Origin of the sequence: Variovorax sp. KBW07 (assembly GCF_003852515.1) — a bacterium.
In the GTDB taxonomy this organism is placed as follows: domain Bacteria; phylum Pseudomonadota; class Gammaproteobacteria; order Burkholderiales; family Burkholderiaceae_C; genus Variovorax.
This window is the reverse complement of record NZ_QAJK01000045.1, coordinates 41,791-56,981: the sequence shown is the minus strand read 5'-3', so window position 1 is coordinate 56,981 and position 15,191 is coordinate 41,791. Positions and strand designations below refer to the sequence as shown.

Genomic DNA, 15,191 nt, shown 5'->3' with positions numbered 1-15,191 from the left:
GAACGCTCAACGGAGTCTCTTCATGAACACCGCCCCCTCCACCGCCCCGCAAGTACGGCAGCCTGCCGAACGCCTGCCTCTGGCCCTGGCCTGGCTCGCGCTGGGCGCTTTCGCCATCGGCACCGAAAGCTTCATGGTCGCGGGACTGCTGCCGCTTCTGGCGGCCGACCTGCACGTCAGCGCAACACGCGCCGGCCAGTTGGTGCTGCTGTTCGCGCTGAGCTACGCCATCGGCTCGCCGCTGATGGCCGCGCTGTTCGCGCGCTTCAGCCGGCGCCCGCTGCTGATTGCCAGCCTCGCGGCCTTTTCGGGCCTGACGCTGGCGGCGGCGATGGCGACCGGCTTCGCGCAGCTCGCGCTGGCACGGGTGGCGCTAGGCCTGGTGGCCGGCGTGTTCCTGCCGACGGCGAGCGCCGTGGCGGCGGCGATGGTTTCGCCGGCGCTGCGCGGGCGCGCGCTGGCCATCGTGACCGGCGGCGGCACGCTGGCGGTGGCGCTCGGCGTGCCGCTGGGCGCCTGGATCGCGGGCTGGGGTGGCTGGCGCACGGCCTACCTGCTGATTGCCGCGGTGGCGGCGCTGGCCACCTGGGGGCTGGTGCTCGGGCTGCCGCGCAAGCTGGCGATGGTCACGGCCACGGCTGCCACGTCCGCAGTCGCCACGACGACGCAGCGCACGCCGGCCTTTGCCGTGGCGCGCGAGCCGGGCGTGCTGCCGGCGTTGCTGGTCAGCATGCTCTGGGCCACCGGCGGCTTCAGCTTCTACACCTATGTCGCGCTGTTCCTGTCGGGCACGCTGGGCTTCGGGGCGCAAGGTACGAGCGCGGTGTTCGCCTTGATCGGCGTGGCGGCGGCCTTCGGCACCGCGGCCGGCGGCTGGGCCACCGACCGCTTCGGCGCCGACCGCATGGCGCAAGGTTTTGCGCTGATGCTGGTCGTGGTGCTGGGCGGGCTGTCGTTCTCGGCGCAGGTGCTGCCGCACGGGCTGGCGCTGCCGCTCGTCGTCGGTCTGTCGGCGCTGTGGGGCTTTGCTGGCTGGGGCTTCGGCCCGGCGCAGGCGGTGCGGCTGATTCGCCTGGCACCCGATCGCGCACCGATGACGCTGTCGCTGCACGCCTCGGCAATCTACCTGGGCATTGCGGCCGGTTCGGCATTCGGCGGCGTGGCCATCGACCTGTTCGGCGTGAGCGCGGTGGGCTGGGTGGGCGGCGCCTTCCAGCTGGCGGGATTGATGCTGTTGTTGCAGGCCGCACACAAGGCAAAGGCGGCCTCGTCGCTCCCCGCGGCATCGGCAACCGCCTGAATGCGCCACCATTTACTATATTTTTAATAGCAAACAACGCATGAACGACGCCATCCGCGGCCCTGAATCGTTCAAGCGTTGTTTTTAAGACAAGCAACTGTCATGCCCCGCAAGCTATAATGGCGGGTTCGTTTCGATACCACGACGAAGCACTTCGTCATATTGCCGGCTGACCTGCACTGTCCCTTGGATTTTTCAGGCCCCTCACTTTTCAGCCGGCTTCACAGTGTGTTGGAGCGCCAGACCGGGCGCCCATGATTGCCACCACTGCCTTCGTTCTTGTTGAAGCGAATAGCGCGTCCGCCGCGCCGTTCCGGCCGGCCCACGCCCGTTTTCAATTATTTTTCAGGCTCATCGCGTTGTTCTACATTCGCGCGCTGCGCCAAGGCTTCATGGACATCATTCAACACAGTATCGCGGTGGGCAAGTACCTTGTTTCCCCGCTTATCCGACACCAGGACGACGGCCATTTCGCCGCCTCCGTGTCCATCCGCTCCGGCCACGGCAGCGGCATGCACGACCGCGTGATGCGTTTCACGCCGCGTTTTGCCAGCCACGCCACCGCGGTGCGCTACGCGCTCGACGAGGGCCTGTGCTGGGTGCGCGAACGCACGCCGCGCAGCCACAACGCCCCGCTCGCACTTTCGTGCGTGGGCTGAAACAATCACGCCCGATTTCATCTCCAACACACATCGAACGATTCAGAGGTAATCACCCATGCCCAAGGAAGAACTGATCGAAATGAACGGCGCAGTGACCGAAGTCCTGCCCGACTCGCGCTACCGCGTCACGCTCGACAACGGCCATCAGCTGATCGCCTACAGCGGCGGCAAGATGCGCAAGCACCACATCCGCATCCTGGCGGGTGACAAGGTGTCGCTCGAGCTCTCGCCTTACGACCTGACCAAGGGCCGTATCACCTTCCGTCACCTGGAGCGCCGCGGACCGCCGCCGACCTCCGGCGGCAACAACTCACCCCGCCGCTGATCCGCGACTGACGAAAAGCCTTGCGGCGCCTCGCAACGGGCGCCGGCAAGGCTTTTGTCTTTTTGCGCGTCGCGGCCTGTCGGCCTTCCGGCTGCTGAACGATGACCACACCCAATCCCACAGCCGGCGGCCCGCAAGCCCAGGCCCAGGCCCCGGCCGACCAAAACGGCTTTGCCACGCTGGCGCTTTCGCCCCAGATGCTGGCCAACCTCACGCAGCTCGGCTACACGCAGATGACGCCGATCCAGGCGGCAGCCCTGCCGCCGGCGCTGCTCGGCAAGGACCTGATCGCCCAAGCCAAGACCGGCAGCGGCAAGACCGCGGCCTTTGCCCTGGCGCTGCTCGCCAACCTCAATGCACGCCGCTTCGCCATCCAGGCGATGGTGCTGTGCCCGACGCGCGAGCTGGCCGACCAGGTCACGACCGAAATCCGCCGGCTGGCGCGCGCCGAAGAAAACATCAAGGTGGTCACGCTCTGCGGCGGCGTTGCGCTGCGCGGGCAGAACGCCAGCCTGGAGCACGGCGCGCACATCGTGGTGGGCACGCCCGGCCGCATCATGGACCACCTGGAGCGCGGCAACCTCGACCTGTCGGCGCTGAACACGCTGGTGCTCGACGAAGCCGACCGCATGCTCGACATGGGCTTCTTCGAAGACATCGTGAAGGTGGCGCGCCAGTGCCCCAAGGAACGCCAGACGCTGCTGTTCTCGGCCACCTACCCCGAAGGCATCGCCAAGCTCGCGCAGCAGTTCATGAAGAGCCCGCAGCAGATCACGGTGCAGGCGCAGCATGAAGGCAACAAGATCCGCCAGCGCTGGTACCAGGTGAAAGACAGCGAGCGGCTGCACACCGTGAGCCTGCTGCTCGACCATTTCCGCCCCGTCAGCACGCTGGCCTTCTGCAACACCAAGCAGCAGTGCCGCGACCTGGTCGAAGTGCTGCAGGCCCAGGGCTTCAGCGCGCTGGCGCTGTTCGGCGAACTGGAGCAGCGCGAGCGCGACCAGGTGCTGGTGCAGTTTTCCAACCGCAGCTGCTCCGTGCTGGTGGCCACCGACGTGGCCGCGCGCGGGCTCGACATCGCGCAACTCGAAGCCGTGATCAACGTCGACGTGACGCCCGACTCCGAAATCCACATCCACCGCATCGGCCGCACCGGCCGCGTGGGCCAGCAGGGCACGGCCGAAGGCCTGGCGCTGAACCTGGCCAGCATGAACGAGATGGGCAGCGTCGGAAAGATCGAGCAGCTGCAGGGCCGCGAGTCCGAATGGCACGAACTGGCCGAGCTCACGCCGGGCAAGGGCGGGCCGCTGAAGCCGCCGATGGCCACGCTGCAGATCGTCGGCGGTCGCAAGGAAAAGATCCGCGCCGGCGATGTGCTGGGCGCGCTCACCGGCGACTGCGGCTATGCCAAGGAGCAGGTCGGCAAGATCAACGTCAACGAGTTCTCGACCTATGTGGCGGTCGACCGCGCCATTGCCGAGGAAGCCGTGCGCAAGCTCTCGAGCGGGCGCGTCAAGGGCAAGTCGGTCAGGGTGCGGCTGCTGACGCTGCAGGACCTGGCCGAGTAACGGCAACGGCAACGGCAACGGCAACGGCAACGGCCGCGGGCTGCGGCGTTGCAAGCGCCGCGGCCTCGCCATGCGCCGAGGTCGGCGCCACCGGGGCATCGAGCACCGGTGCGGGCGCCATTTCTGGTGCCATTTCCGGCTCCGTTTCCGGCGCCTGCTGCCGCGCCAGCTTCGCGGCCAGCCGGAACGCCACCACCACCGCCAGCAAGCCGAAGATCGACGAGCCCACGGCCTGCCCGACCAGCACGCCGGCCGCGCCGTGTTGCGAGCCCCACCACGCGAACGGAATGGTGCCCAGCGTCGCGCGTCCCCAGTTGAACGCGGTCGACAGCAGCGGGTGCCCGAGGTTGTTGAACGAGGCGTTCGCCACGAACAGCCCGCCCGCGAAGAAGAAGCTCGGCGCCAGCCAGCTGCAGAACAGCGAGATCAGTTCCGCCGCCAGGCCGTCGGCCGAGAACGCCCGGATCAGCACGCCCTGGCCCAACGCCAGCACCAGCCACGCCACGGCCACCGACGCCACCATGAACAGCAGGCTGTCGCGCAGCCCTTCCTGCACGCGGCGGTACTGGCCCGCGCCCAGGTTCTGCGCCAGGATCGGCCCGACCGCGCCGCTGAGCGCATAGACCAGCCCGAAGGCCACCGGCGTCAGCCGGTCGATGGTGGCCGCGCCCGCCACCGCCGACGGGCCGAACTGCGCCACCGCATGCGTGACGAAGGCCGCGCCCACCGGCGTGGCAAGGTTGGTCAGCACGGCCGGCCCGGCCACCCCCGCCAGCGCGCGTGCATCGGCACCGAGCCACGACACATCGAAGCGCCCGAGCATGCGGTGCTTTACCAGCACGCCATGCAGCCCGATGGCCGCCAGCACCATGCGCGAGACCACCGCGCTGATGGCCGCGCCGTCGAGCCCCAGGCCGAAACCGAAGATCAATATCGGGTCAAGCACCGCCGTCACGAACGCCGCCGCGAGCGTGACCACCATCGAGCGGCGCGCGTCGCCCACCGAACGCAGCAGCGCCGAGCACGCCATGCCGATGCCCAGCAGCGGCAGCGTATGCACCGTCACCGCCAGGTAGCGCTGCGCCAGCCGCGCCGTCTCGCCCTCGGCACCGAGCGCATGCAGCGCGGGATGCAGGAAAAAAGCCGTGCCGCTGCCCGCCAGCACCGACAGCGCGGCCATCAGCACCAGGCTCGACGTCGCGATGCGGCGCGCGTCGATGGTGCGGCCGGCGCCCACCGTGCGCGACACCACGGCCGCGATGCCGATGGTCAGCCCGATGCACAGCGAGGCATGAAAAAAGCCCACCACGCCCGCGAAACCGACCGCCGCCGCCGTCGCTTTTTCTCCGAGCAGAGAGATGTAGAACAGGTTGATCAGGTCGACCGCGAACACCGCGATCAACCCGATGGCACCGGTGCCGGCCATCACGCAAACGTGGCGCAGCAACGACCCCGAAACGAAGCGCGGACGCTCTACCGCACCCGCTGTTTCGGTTATTGGCATATGAAATCCTCGATGTGGCCTAATTGCGGGTTCGAACATTACTTTTACCCGAGCTTTTCATGCCCAAGACATTCCGTACCGAAGCCGAACGCGTTGCCACCCCGAAGCCGACGCCGCTGCCCGGCTACACGCTGCCGAAGACCGGTGGCGGCCAGAAGGTCAGCCTGGAACGCGGCACCGCGACGCGCAGCAAGAAGAACCCCGGCAAGCGCGCCAAGAAGGGCGGCTGATCCAGCCTCCGCTGGCTCCCCGGAGCCACGACGAACGCGCCCTCGGGCGCGTTTTGTCGTTGGGGCAGCTATAAACAGACCCGCGATGTCCGACGACAACCAGATCTTCATCCCGCCCTCGTTCTTCGCGGTGTACAGCGATGCGCGCCAGCGACTGAAGGAACCGATCGGTGTGGTGCGCGAGCGCTACGAGATCTGCGAAGACCTCGCCAACCACCTCGTGGGCCACGCCCAGATCCAGCACCACACCGAGGTGCCGGTCGAAAGCGAGATCCTGCGGCGCATCCATGCCGGCCTGGCCACGCCCGAAGCCGGCGTGTCGGCCGCGGAGGCGACCTGGATCGTGCAGCGGCTGTCGGAGCTGCTGGGCTGGGACGGCCCCGAGCCCGCACCGGCGCAAGACGACTGACGCAGCCTCGCAGGCGCCACGCATGAAACGCCTGGCCCGCGCGCTGTTCGCATCGTTCGGCCTGTTCGCTTGCGGCGCTTTCTTGCCGGCCTTCGGCATGCCGTTTTCATGCGCGCTGGGCAGCAACAACGGGCACAGCCAGATGGTGACGCTGTCGCGCCGGAGCCCCATCGCCGACAGCGCCATCTACGAGCTCCAGCTGGGCAGCAGCGGCGCACGCCGCCCGCTGTTCGGTGCCGAGGATCCCGAGGATTCGCGCGGCATGGCCGTGCGCGCGCAATGCGTGAGAACGGGCAAGGGCAATGGCAACGGCACGCGTGCCCTGGTCGTCATGGGCGAGTTCATGTCCGCCGGCTACCCGCGCGGCTTCGTGATCACCCTTGGGCCGCAAGGCGGCCGCTTCGGGCGCTTGGATTTCGCCGAGCGCAACGCGCCCCGCTGGCTCTACCTCGGCCCGAAAGACACGCTGCTGGTGTTCCCGCCCGGCGGCCGGGCCGAGACACGAGACCGCTACCTGGTCTATCGTTTCGTCAACGGCCCGGAGCCCGGCGGCGCCGAAGAAACGCTCGGCAAGCCGCCGGACACGCGCGGCTACGAACGCATCCGCATCCAGCTCGCGCCAGTCAAGCCACTCAAGCCCGTGATGCCCCTCAAGCACTGAAGAACACCATGCTGCTCAAGGTCGGAGAACTCGCCAGGCACACCGGCCTCACGGTGCGCGCGCTGCACCACTACGACGCCATCGGCCTGCTCGCGCCTTCCGCGCGCTCGGAGGCCGGCTACCGGCTCTACAACGCCGCCGACATCGCCCGCCTGCACGCCATCCAGGCGCTGCGGCTGCTGGGCCTGCCGCTGGCCGAGATCGGCGGGCTGCTCGGCGCCGAAGGCGGCTCGCTGCCCACCATCATCCGGCGCCAGATGGCCTCGCTCGACCAGCAGATCGCCCAGGCCACCGCGCTGCGCGAGCGCCTCGGCCTGCTGGAGCAACGGCTGGCCGAAGGCGCCCAGCCCGACATGAAGGACTGGCTGGCCACGCTGGAGCAGATGAGCATCTACGGCCGCCATTTCAGCCCCGCCGAGCTGAAGTCGGTGATGAGCAACTGGCGCACCGTGGCCGACCAGTGGCCGCCGCTCATCGCCGACGTGGCGGCGCTGATGGCGCGCGGCGTGCCCGCCGACGCGCTCGAGGTGCAGCCGCTCGCCATGCGCTGGATGAACCTCATGGGGCAATGGATGGACGGCAACTTCGACCTCATTGCGCGGTGGGGCGAGATGTACCGGCGCGAACCGGTGGCGCGGGGCGACGACGGGCCGCCGGCCGAACTGGTCGACTACATCAGCGCAGCCATGGGCGTGCGCATGGCCGCGCTGCTGCGTCACCTGAGCACCGCCGACCTCGCGCGCCTGGGCAAGCCGCCCGAGGACGAATGGCGCCGGCTGGCGGGCGAGCTGGCCGCCCTGCAGGCCCGGGGCGTGCCGCCCGGCGACGAAGCCGTGCAGGCCATCGCGCGCGAGTGGGCACGGCTGTTCGACGCCTTCACCGGCCACGACCCGGCCCTTGCCGCCCGCTTGATGAAGGCGATGGGCGCCGAGCCGGTGCTGCAGGCCGTGGCCGTCGTCAAGCCGCCGGCACGCGACTACCTGTTGCACGCCATGGCCCTGCTGCAGCAAAAAAATCCGCCGCCCCCCGCTTCCACCCCTTGACCCTGACGTTGCGTGAGGCCGAACAGTCGGCCCCCATGAACAACGCACACACCCCCTTCGCCACCCCGCGGCTCCACGCGCTCGACAACCTCCGCGCCCTGATGATGTGGCTCGGCATCGTGCTGCACGTGGCCATCAACCACCTCACCCTTGCCGACTCCCCGCTGCCCTGGCGCGACCCGAAGACCTCGCCGGTGGCCGACCTGCTGCTGATCTTCATCCACAGCTTCCGCATGCCGGTGTTCTTCGTGCTGGCCGGCTTCTTCGTGGCGCTGCTGGTCGAGCGGCGCGGCGCGAACGGCATGCAGAAGAACCGCGGCCTGCGGCTCGCGCTGCCCTTCGTGCTGTTCTGGCCGCCGCTGTTCGCGCTGACCACAGTGCTCGCGATGGTCTTCATCCACCTCACGGTGCGCGGCGTGCCGGGCATCGACACCGCGCTGACGCCCGCGCGCCAGCCGGGCGGCACGCCCTTCAACACGATGCACCTGTGGTTTCTCTACCAGCTGTTCTGGCTCAGCGTGGCGGCCTGGGCCGGCGTGCGGCTGCAGCGCTTCGTGCCGGTACGGCTGCGCGCAATGGCCGCGCGCGTCTTCATCGGGCTGGCATCGCGCCGCTGGGGTTTCGCGGTGCTTGCGCTGCCGCTGGCCGTTACCGGCTCGTTCTATCCATCGGGCATCGTGGCGGGCAGCAGTTCGTTCCTGCCACCGTTCGCCGAATGGGTGCAGAGCGGCCTGTTCTTCGTGTTCGGCTGGTACGTGCATGCGCAGCAGGAACGCCTGTTGGCGCTGTTCGCGGCGCGCTGCAAGGGCCATGCGCTGGCCGGGCTGGCCTGCTTCGTGGCGACCCTGGTGCTGCTCGGCGCATCGAAGGCCAGCGGCGCGCATTCCCTGCCGCCTTTGCCGCACGCGGCGTTCTGGATCGCCCTGGCCTACAACGCCTGCGCCTGGCTCTGGAGCCTGGCGCTGATCGGTGGCTTCGTGCGCTACCTGCCGCGCCAGAACGCGGTGCTGGCCTACCTGTCGCAAAGCTCGTACTGGGTGTACCTGGTGCACATGCTGGGCACCATCGGCTTCGGCATCCTGCTGTTCAACGCGCCCTTCGGCGCGGTGGCGAAGATGGGCCTGAACATCGCGGCCACCTCGCTGGTGGCGCTGGCCAGCTACCAGCTGCTGGTGCGGCACACGCCCATCGGGCGGCTGCTGAACGGTCAGCGCGGCGGTGAAGAAGAAAAGCGCTCGACCAGTAAGTCGACGAACGCGCGCGTCTTGGCCGCCAAGTGACGCGACGGGTAGACCGCGTAGACCGATGTCCTGTCGGCCTCCCAGTCGCCCAGCACCGCTTCCAGCCGGCCCTCGGCCAGTTGCTGCTCGACGTAGATGCGCGGCACCAGGCTGAGCCCGAAACCGGCCAGCAACGCGTCGCGCACGGCGATGCTGGAGCTGACCTTGTAGCGCCCGTCGATGGCCACCGCCACGCTGCGTCCGGCGCGGCTGAAGGTCCATTTGTTCGCATGGCCCGACAGCGTGAACTGCACGCAGTTGTGGCGCTTCAGGTCTTCCGGCTGCACGGGCCGTCCGGCGGCGGCAAAGTACGCGGGCGCGCCGCACAGCACGTGCGTCATGGTCGTCAGCTCGCGCGCGACGAGGCTGGAGTCTTCCAGCCGGTCGCTGCCGCGAATCGCCAGGTCGTAGCCCTCGCCGATGATGTCCGTGCGGCTGTCCTGCAGGTTCAACTCCAGCCGCAGCTTCGGATACCTGTCCATGAACGCCGGGATGTGCGGCGAGATGCAGGTCAGCGCAAAAGTCAGCGGCGCGCTCACGCGCAGCACGCCGCCGGGGCTGCTTCCCATGGGCGCGAGCGCGGCGTCGGCCTCGGCCAGTTCGTCGAGGATGCGCGACAGCCGCTCGTGGTACGCGGCCCCCGCTTCGGTCAGGCTCATGCTGCGCGTGGTGCGGTTGATGAGCCGCACCTTCAGGTGCGCTTCCAGCTCGGCGATGTTCTTGCTGACGGCCGCGGCCGACAGCCCCATCTGCCGCGCCGCGCCGGCAAAACTGCCGGTGCTCGCGGTGGTTCGGAAGACCTTGAGGGCAGTGAGATGGTCCACGCTTGATTCACGACTGAAGGTAAAGAATCAATTAATTATTTCGCCATTCACAACCGATGGTCAATTGACTAAATTTGGAGTCATATACCGATCCAAAGAAGAGAGCCAGCCCATGACCAGCCGCGCCACCGACGTCCTTCTTACCGCAGCCGCGCCGGCCATCTGGGGCAGCACCTACATCGTCACCACCGAGATGCTGCCGGCGAACTACCCGCTGACGGTCGCGCTGCTGCGCGCACTGCCGGCCGGGCTGCTGCTCCTGCTGATCGTTCGGCAGTTGCCCGAGCGGGCGTGGTGGGGGCGCATCTTCATCCTGGGTGCGTTGAACTTCTCGATCCTGTGGGCCATGCTGTTCCTCGCGGCCTACCGGCTGCCGGGCGGCGTGGCCGCGACCATCACCTCGGTGCAGCCGCTGCTCGTGGTGTTCCTGGCCAGCGTCTTCCTGGGCTCGCCGGTGCGTGCGCTGTCGGTGGCCGCGGCGGTGGTCGGCATCGGCGGCGTCGCGCTGCTGGTGCTCACGCCGAATGCCGCGCTCGACGCAATCGGCATCGCCGCCGCCATTGCCGCCGCCGTGTCGATGGCCTTCGGCACCGTGCTCAGCCGGCGCTGGCAGCCGCCGGTGTCGGCACTGGCCTTCACCGCATGGCAGCTCACCGCGGGCGGCCTGCTGCTGTTGCCGGTGGCGCTGCTGCTGGAGCCGCCGCTGCCCACGCTCACCGTCACCAACTGGCTCGGCTTTGCCTGGCTGGGCCTGATCGGCGCCGCGCTGACCTACATCGTGTGGTTCCGCGGCGTGGCGCGGCTGGAGCCCTCGGCCATCGCGCCGCTGGCCTTCCTGAGCCCGGTGACGGCGGTGATCCTCGGCTGGGCGCTGCTGGGGCAGAGCCTGTCGGCGCTGCAGATCGTGGGCATCGGCGTGGTCATCGCCAGCATCTGGCTCAGCCAGCATGCGCAGCGCGGCGCGCAACCGCTGGTGCGGGCCGCGGCGCCCGTGGCTCGCTGATGAACAACCGTCAGGCGACAGCTCGAGGCGAGGTGGCGCGCTTCAGCAGGCTCAGGTAGCCGGGCTGCACTTCCATCCGCGCCGTTGCGCCCTGGCGCTGCAGCAGGCGATGCGCCTTCGGCAGGCTCCAGCACGGCAGGTTGGTGAACATGTGGTGCTCGCAGTGGTAGTTGACCCAGTAGGGCGCCACGAAGATGCGTTCGAGCCAGCCGGCATGCGTGGTGCGCGCCTGCCGCAGCGGATCGGCCTCGTTCTGCGCCACCAGCGCGTGCTCGGCAATGTTGCGCACGCGGCTCACCAGCGGCAGCCAGGTCGCCATCGGCAGCAGCCACATCAGCAGCCAGGCCCACCCATGCCCGGCCAACGCAAAGGCCACGAAGCCCAGGCCGTTGGCGATGAAAAAGCGCCTGTCTTTCGCGACTTCGCGCCCGAACGCCTTCAGCGCCGACTCGCCCGGCGCGCGCCCGCGGATGCCCTCGGCAATGTGGCCGAAGCGCTGCTTGTAGAAGGTCTGGCCGCTCAGGTCGCGCACCACCTTGCGCCACATCGAATCGCGCGTGATCGGGAAGGGCGCCGACAGCACCAGATCCGGGTCTTCGGTCTGCTGCACGAAGCGGTGGTGCTGCAGGTGGTAGGGCCGGTAGTCGCGCAGCGTCGACGAGCACAGCCAGTAGCCGACCCAGTCGTTCACCTTGCGGTTGCGGTGCAGCCCCGCGTGCGCGGCGTCGTGCATGAGGATGAACAGGCCCAGCTGGCGCGTACCGACGATCGGCACCATCAACGGAATGGTCCACGGCCAGGCGATGCCCACGGCCATTGCCGCGCCGATCACGGCCCAGCAATGCGCCACCAGCCACAGCCCCTTCCACGACGAGCGCGTGGCAAGTGCCTGCCACTCTTCGGTGGAGAAGAAGTCTTCCGGTTGGGCACGGGGTGCGGCGGCCATGCGGGCCAGTATGCGCCGCGCAGGCGCGCGGGGACACGCGGAAATCCCCGAGGCGCGGGCGAGGCCCTTGGACTTACTTGTCGATGATCTTGCGCGCGAAGACTTCGAGGTAGTCCATGAGGCGGTTGGCACCGGCAACGGCGGCCGCCTCGTCGCCGGTCGCGATGCCTTGCGCCAGTTCGAGGTGCGCGTTGGCGCCTTCCACGATCTCGCCTTCGTGCTGGTAGGCGTACCAGAAGCGGCGGCACTGCACGATGAGCGGTATCACCGCCTTCACCGCCGAGTCGTTGTGGCTGGCCTGGTGGTTGACGAGGTCGAGCGCGCGGTCGGCCTTCATGTAGTCGTTCAGGTCGCCGCGGCCCGCCGCCTCGACCATGGCCTCGGCGCAGCGCACGATGCCCGTGCGCTGCAATGCGGTGGCACGGCGTGCCGAGCAGGCCGCGATCAGCAGTTCGAGCACGCGGCGGGTCTGGATCACGTCCAGGTGGTCGGCCAGGTCGATGGTCGACACCAGCAGGCCACGGCGTGGCTGCTGCACGATCAGGCCGATCGACACCATGCGCATCAGCGCCTCGCGCACCGGCGTGCGGCCCAGGCCCGTGCGCTCGGCAAGGTCGGCCTCGGCGATCTGGCTGCCGGGCTCGAGCTGCATGGTCGACAACAGCGTTTCGATGGCGTCGTAGGCGAGGTCGGCGGCGCGGCGCTTGGGCGGTGGGCGGGATTCGGTCTTCTTCGGAACGGCCATGGGTTTCTTCCGCGGCGGATGCCGCTGCTGCGGCGTCATTGTCGGGCCTCCTCATGGTTTGCCAGGCCTGCCGGGCCGGCCAGGCCGGCCAGCGTGGCGATGCGGACCGGCGACAGCGGCGGGCGCGGCACCGGTGGTGTCCAGCCGAACAGGAACTGCGCGGCGTCGCCGCACACGCGGCCCTGGCAGGCGCCCATGCCGCAACGGCGGTGCAGCTTGGCATCGGTCCAGCCGCTGCAGTTCGCGAGCGCCGACAGCGGCACGTCTTCGCAGCGGCACACGAGCGTGTCGGGCCGCGCCATCTGGCGGATGTCGGGGGCCAGCGCAAAGCTGTGGTGCAAGCGCGCGGCAAAAGCGTTCCAGCGGGCGCGTTCGCCCTCGTGGGCTTTGGCGGCGCGCTCGTTGCCCACGGCGGTGTGGCCGGCGATGGTGCCCTGCGCCAGCGCGCGTTCGCTGCCGCCGAAGCCGGTGCATTCGCCGGCCGCGTAGACGCCGGGAATGCTGGTGGCCTGCCGCGCATCGACCGCCAGGGCCTGGGCGCCGGAGCCCGCCGGCGTGAGCGCGCAGCCCAGCATCTGGCCCAGCTGCGTGTTCGGCGTCAGGCCGAAGCCGCAGGCCACGCGATCGCAGGCCATGTCGACTTCGCTGCCGCCTTGCCGGAGGCGGACCGATTCGACCTGCGCGGCACCCTGGACCGACACGATGCGCGACGACGTGCGATACCGCGCATCGGCCAGCGTCACCGCCTGCGCGGCCTTGCCCGGCCAGCGCAGCAGGCTCGCGCCGAAACCCACTACCGATGCCAGCGAGGCCTGCTCGGCGATGCGCAGCACCTTCGCGCCCGCCGCGCGTGCCGTGGCCGCGGCGGCCAGCAGCAGCGGCCCGCTGCCTGCGATGACGATGCGCTCACCCTCGACCGGCAGGCCCGCCTTGACGAGCGCCTGCAGGCCGCCCGCGCCCGTCACGCCGGGCAGCGTCCAGCCGGGGAAGGGCAGCAGCAGCTCGCGCGCGCCGGTGCAGAGAATCAGTTTTTTCCAACGCACGCGCCAACCGCGTTCGGCATCTTCGAGCAGCAGTTCTTGGCCAGAGGGTGCGGCGACGATGCGGGTGCCGCTGCGCACGCGGATGTTGGCGTGGCGCGCCATCGACTCGCGCCACTTGCGTGCCGCCGGCGGCAGTGCCGCGTTCGGCCCGTCGCGCCAGATCTGGCCGCCGGGCGCGGGGTTGTCGTCGATGACCATGATCGATGCGCCACTGGGCGCCGCAGCCACCGCCGCGGCCATGCCGGCCGGGCCCGCGCCGACGATCAGCAGGTCGCAGTGTTCCGCTGCGGTGCCGTTCATTCCGCCGTCTCCACGTGCATGCCTTCGCCGCAGACGGTCTGGCAGGCCAGCCTGCGCCGGCCGTCGACCAGCACGCGGCACTCCTGGCACACGCCCATGCCGCAGAACGGCGCGCGCGGCTGGCCACTGACCGAAGTGCGCGCCACGCCCATGCCGCCTGCGATACGCAGCGCGGCCGCGACCGAACTGCCCGCCTTCACGCGAACGAGATGGCCATCGACGTGCAGCAAGGTGTGGCTGCTGCTCATGCCATCTCCCTCCAGCCACGCGGCGCATAGGGCGCCGCATCGAAATCCGGCACGGCGCCGGTCATCAGCGCGGCCAGCAGATGCGCGCTGCCCGGCGCGGTGGTCACGCCCAGGCCTTCGTGCCCGACCGCCAGCCAGAGCCTGTCGCGCCACGGATGCCTGCCCAGCAGCGGCAGCCCATCGGGCGTTGCCGCGCGCATGCCCGTCCACGAGCGCACGGCATTCAGGTGGGCGAGCCCCGGCAGGTACTCCAGCGTGCGCTGGAGCATGCGCGCGAGCATCGGCGCCTCCACCGCCGGGTCGGTGGTGTCGAACTGGCGCGACGAGCCCACCAGCAGTTGCCCCGTGGGGCGCGGCTGCACGTTGAACGCCACCGAGTCGCCGTCGCTGTGGTGCGCGCTGGTCACGTAGCCCAGCTCGACCAGTTGGTGATTCACGGTGCCCGGATAGCGGTCGGTGATCAGCAGGTGGCCCTTCTTCGGGCGGATCGGGAGTTCGGGGCACAGCGTCGTCGCCTGGATGCCGTTGGCCAGCACGACCTGCGGCGCGGTGCGGCGGCTGCCATCGGCCAGGCGCAGCGCGCCGTCGTCTTCGATGGCCTCGACCTTCGCCTGTTCGATGCGGACGGCGTCGCCGCCCTCGTCGAGCAACCAGCGCGCCGCATTGGGCGCATAGAGGATGCCGTCGCCCGGCACTTCGAGCGCGCCTTTCAGGCCACGGCGCAACGCGGGCTCGGCCTGCGCCAGCGCGGTTGCGTCGAGCAGGCGGCTGTCGATGCCGTGGTCGCGCAGCCGCTGCTGCTTGCGTTCGGCCTCGGCCATTTCCTCGTCGTTCGCGGCAATCCAGAGCGTGCCGCAGGGGCTGTAGGCGCAGTCTTCGCGCATGCGCGGCGCAAGGGCGCGCCATCGCGCGATCGAATCGCGGCTCAGCGCCAGCTCCGCGGGGTTGTCGTCCATCACCACGAGGTGGCCCATGCCGGCGCCCGTGGCCCCGCCGATGCGGGCATCGAGCACCAGCACGCGGCGGCCGGCCTGTGCCAGCGCGTGGGCACACGCGGCACCGACGATGCCGGCGCCGATGACGATGACATCCGCGTCCAT

At 69.6% G+C, this 15,191-nt stretch carries 17 protein-coding genes; 10 read left to right on the top strand and 7 right to left on the bottom strand.

Going from position 1 to position 15,191, the window contains the following annotated elements; all coding sequences use genetic code 11:
* Positions 1 to 22: 22 nt before the first annotated feature.
* The 4 genes from DBV14_RS10230 (at position 23) to dbpA (ending at position 3,855) form a co-directional block, all read left to right on the top strand.
* Entirely contained in the window at positions 23 to 1,300 is a 1,278-nt protein-coding gene (locus DBV14_RS10230) for an MFS transporter (RefSeq protein WP_124459077.1), read from the top strand.
* A 392-nt stretch (positions 1,301 to 1,692) separates the two neighbouring features.
* Positions 1,693 to 1,959: a hypothetical protein gene (locus DBV14_RS10225; RefSeq protein WP_124459097.1), complete on the top strand. Its 267-nt coding sequence runs from the start codon at positions 1,693 to 1,695 to the stop codon at positions 1,957 to 1,959.
* Positions 1,960 to 2,017: 58 nt separating this feature from the next.
* Positions 2,018 to 2,287: a translation initiation factor IF-1 gene (infA, locus tag DBV14_RS10220; protein ID WP_013544282.1), complete on the top strand. Its 270-nt coding sequence runs from the start codon at positions 2,018 to 2,020 to the stop codon at positions 2,285 to 2,287.
* Positions 2,288 to 2,388: 101 nt separating this feature from the next.
* Positions 2,389 to 3,855 carry an ATP-dependent RNA helicase DbpA gene (dbpA, locus tag DBV14_RS10215; protein ID WP_124459076.1) on the top strand — a complete coding sequence of 489 codons (1,467 nt, stop codon included), beginning with the start codon at positions 2,389 to 2,391 and terminating at the stop codon, positions 3,853 to 3,855.
* Here dbpA and DBV14_RS10210 read toward each other — a convergent pair.
* Complete coding sequence (locus tag DBV14_RS10210) at positions 3,815 to 5,359, bottom strand: MATE family efflux transporter (RefSeq protein WP_260396895.1); 1,545 nt, start codon at positions 5,357 to 5,359, stop codon at positions 3,815 to 3,817. The two genes, dbpA and DBV14_RS10210, sit on opposite strands and share 41 nt — an antisense overlap.
* Positions 5,360 to 5,418: 59 nt before the next feature.
* On the opposite strand from DBV14_RS10210, the gene DBV14_RS33375 reads away from it, so the two are divergent.
* From DBV14_RS33375 to DBV14_RS10190, 5 genes are all read left to right on the top strand, one after another.
* Positions 5,419 to 5,589 (top strand): hypothetical protein, encoded by a 171-nt coding sequence (locus tag DBV14_RS33375; RefSeq protein WP_013544285.1) that lies wholly within the window; start codon positions 5,419 to 5,421, stop codon positions 5,587 to 5,589.
* A gap of 85 nt (positions 5,590 to 5,674) precedes the next feature.
* Positions 5,675 to 5,998 carry a hypothetical protein gene (locus DBV14_RS10205; protein WP_124459075.1) on the top strand — a complete coding sequence of 108 codons (324 nt, stop codon included), beginning with the start codon at positions 5,675 to 5,677 and terminating at the stop codon, positions 5,996 to 5,998.
* Positions 5,999 to 6,020: 22 nt separating this feature from the next.
* Entirely contained in the window at positions 6,021 to 6,659 is a 639-nt protein-coding gene (locus tag DBV14_RS10200; protein ID WP_124459074.1) for a hypothetical protein, read from the top strand.
* An 8-nt stretch (positions 6,660 to 6,667) separates the two neighbouring features.
* Positions 6,668 to 7,702, top strand: coding sequence for a MerR family transcriptional regulator (locus DBV14_RS10195; protein WP_124459073.1), 1,035 nt, complete (start codon positions 6,668 to 6,670; stop codon positions 7,700 to 7,702).
* Positions 7,703 to 7,737: 35 nt separating this feature from the next.
* Positions 7,738 to 8,982, top strand: coding sequence for an acyltransferase family protein (locus DBV14_RS10190; RefSeq protein ID WP_124459072.1), 1,245 nt, complete (start codon positions 7,738 to 7,740; stop codon positions 8,980 to 8,982).
* Here DBV14_RS10190 and DBV14_RS10185 read toward each other — a convergent pair.
* Complete coding sequence (locus DBV14_RS10185) at positions 8,910 to 9,806, bottom strand: LysR family transcriptional regulator (protein ID WP_124459071.1); 897 nt, start codon at positions 9,804 to 9,806, stop codon at positions 8,910 to 8,912. The two genes, DBV14_RS10190 and DBV14_RS10185, sit on opposite strands and share 73 nt — an antisense overlap.
* Before the next feature lie 112 nt (positions 9,807 to 9,918).
* Here DBV14_RS10185 and DBV14_RS10180 point away from each other — a divergent pair, with 112 nt between their 5' ends.
* Complete coding sequence (locus tag DBV14_RS10180; RefSeq protein ID WP_124459070.1) at positions 9,919 to 10,809, top strand: EamA family transporter; 891 nt, start codon at positions 9,919 to 9,921, stop codon at positions 10,807 to 10,809.
* A 10-nt stretch (positions 10,810 to 10,819) separates the two neighbouring features.
* On the opposite strand, the gene DBV14_RS10175 is transcribed toward DBV14_RS10180, so the two are convergent.
* The 5 genes from DBV14_RS10175 to DBV14_RS10155 all read right to left on the bottom strand — a co-directional run bounded on the left by DBV14_RS10175 (position 10,820) and on the right by DBV14_RS10155 (position 15,191).
* Entirely contained in the window at positions 10,820 to 11,755 is a 936-nt protein-coding gene (locus DBV14_RS10175; RefSeq protein ID WP_124459069.1) for a fatty acid desaturase family protein, read from the bottom strand.
* A gap of 73 nt (positions 11,756 to 11,828) precedes the next feature.
* Positions 11,829 to 12,500 (bottom strand): GntR family transcriptional regulator, encoded by a 672-nt coding sequence (locus DBV14_RS10170; RefSeq protein ID WP_124459068.1) that lies wholly within the window; start codon positions 12,498 to 12,500, stop codon positions 11,829 to 11,831.
* A gap of 35 nt (positions 12,501 to 12,535) precedes the next feature.
* Entirely contained in the window at positions 12,536 to 13,843 is a 1,308-nt protein-coding gene (locus DBV14_RS10165) for an FAD/NAD(P)-binding oxidoreductase (RefSeq protein WP_124459067.1), read from the bottom strand.
* Complete coding sequence (locus DBV14_RS10160; protein ID WP_124459066.1) at positions 13,840 to 14,091, bottom strand: (2Fe-2S)-binding protein; 252 nt, start codon at positions 14,089 to 14,091, stop codon at positions 13,840 to 13,842. Before DBV14_RS10160 ends, DBV14_RS10165 begins: the two co-directional genes overlap by 4 nt.
* The gene (locus tag DBV14_RS10155) at positions 14,088 to 15,191 is read right to left on the bottom strand and encodes an FAD-binding oxidoreductase (protein ID WP_124459065.1); all 1,104 of its coding nucleotides are present in this window, start codon (positions 15,189 to 15,191) and stop codon (positions 14,088 to 14,090) included. The genes DBV14_RS10160 and DBV14_RS10155 overlap by 4 nt, the downstream gene beginning before the upstream one ends.

Coding starts and splice junctions, on each gene's coding strand:
- DBV14_RS10165 (WP_124459067.1), bottom strand. CDS start 13,843: ATGAACGGCACCGCAGCGGAACACTGCGACCTGCTGATCGTCGGCGCG.
- DBV14_RS10160 (WP_124459066.1), bottom strand. CDS start 14,091: ATGAGCAGCAGCCACACCTTGCTGCACGTCGATGGCCATCTCGTTCGC.
- dbpA (WP_124459076.1), top strand. CDS start 2,389: ATGACCACACCCAATCCCACAGCCGGCGGCCCGCAAGCCCAGGCCCAG.
- DBV14_RS33375 (WP_013544285.1), top strand. CDS start 5,419: ATGCCCAAGACATTCCGTACCGAAGCCGAACGCGTTGCCACCCCGAAG.
- infA (WP_013544282.1), top strand. CDS start 2,018: ATGCCCAAGGAAGAACTGATCGAAATGAACGGCGCAGTGACCGAAGTC.
- DBV14_RS10205 (WP_124459075.1), top strand. CDS start 5,675: ATGTCCGACGACAACCAGATCTTCATCCCGCCCTCGTTCTTCGCGGTG.
- DBV14_RS10155 (WP_124459065.1), bottom strand. CDS start 15,191: ATGGACGCGGATGTCATCGTCATCGGCGCCGGCATCGTCGGTGCCGCG.
- DBV14_RS10170 (WP_124459068.1), bottom strand. CDS start 12,500: ATGGCCGTTCCGAAGAAGACCGAATCCCGCCCACCGCCCAAGCGCCGC.
- DBV14_RS10195 (WP_124459073.1), top strand. CDS start 6,668: ATGCTGCTCAAGGTCGGAGAACTCGCCAGGCACACCGGCCTCACGGTG.
- DBV14_RS10200 (WP_124459074.1), top strand. CDS start 6,021: ATGAAACGCCTGGCCCGCGCGCTGTTCGCATCGTTCGGCCTGTTCGCT.
- DBV14_RS10175 (WP_124459069.1), bottom strand. CDS start 11,755: ATGGCCGCCGCACCCCGTGCCCAACCGGAAGACTTCTTCTCCACCGAA.
- DBV14_RS10230 (WP_124459077.1), top strand. CDS start 23: ATGAACACCGCCCCCTCCACCGCCCCGCAAGTACGGCAGCCTGCCGAA.
- DBV14_RS10210 (WP_260396895.1), bottom strand. CDS start 5,359: ATGCCAATAACCGAAACAGCGGGTGCGGTAGAGCGTCCGCGCTTCGTT.
- DBV14_RS10190 (WP_124459072.1), top strand. CDS start 7,738: ATGAACAACGCACACACCCCCTTCGCCACCCCGCGGCTCCACGCGCTC.
- DBV14_RS10225 (WP_124459097.1), top strand. CDS start 1,693: ATGGACATCATTCAACACAGTATCGCGGTGGGCAAGTACCTTGTTTCC.
- DBV14_RS10180 (WP_124459070.1), top strand. CDS start 9,919: ATGACCAGCCGCGCCACCGACGTCCTTCTTACCGCAGCCGCGCCGGCC.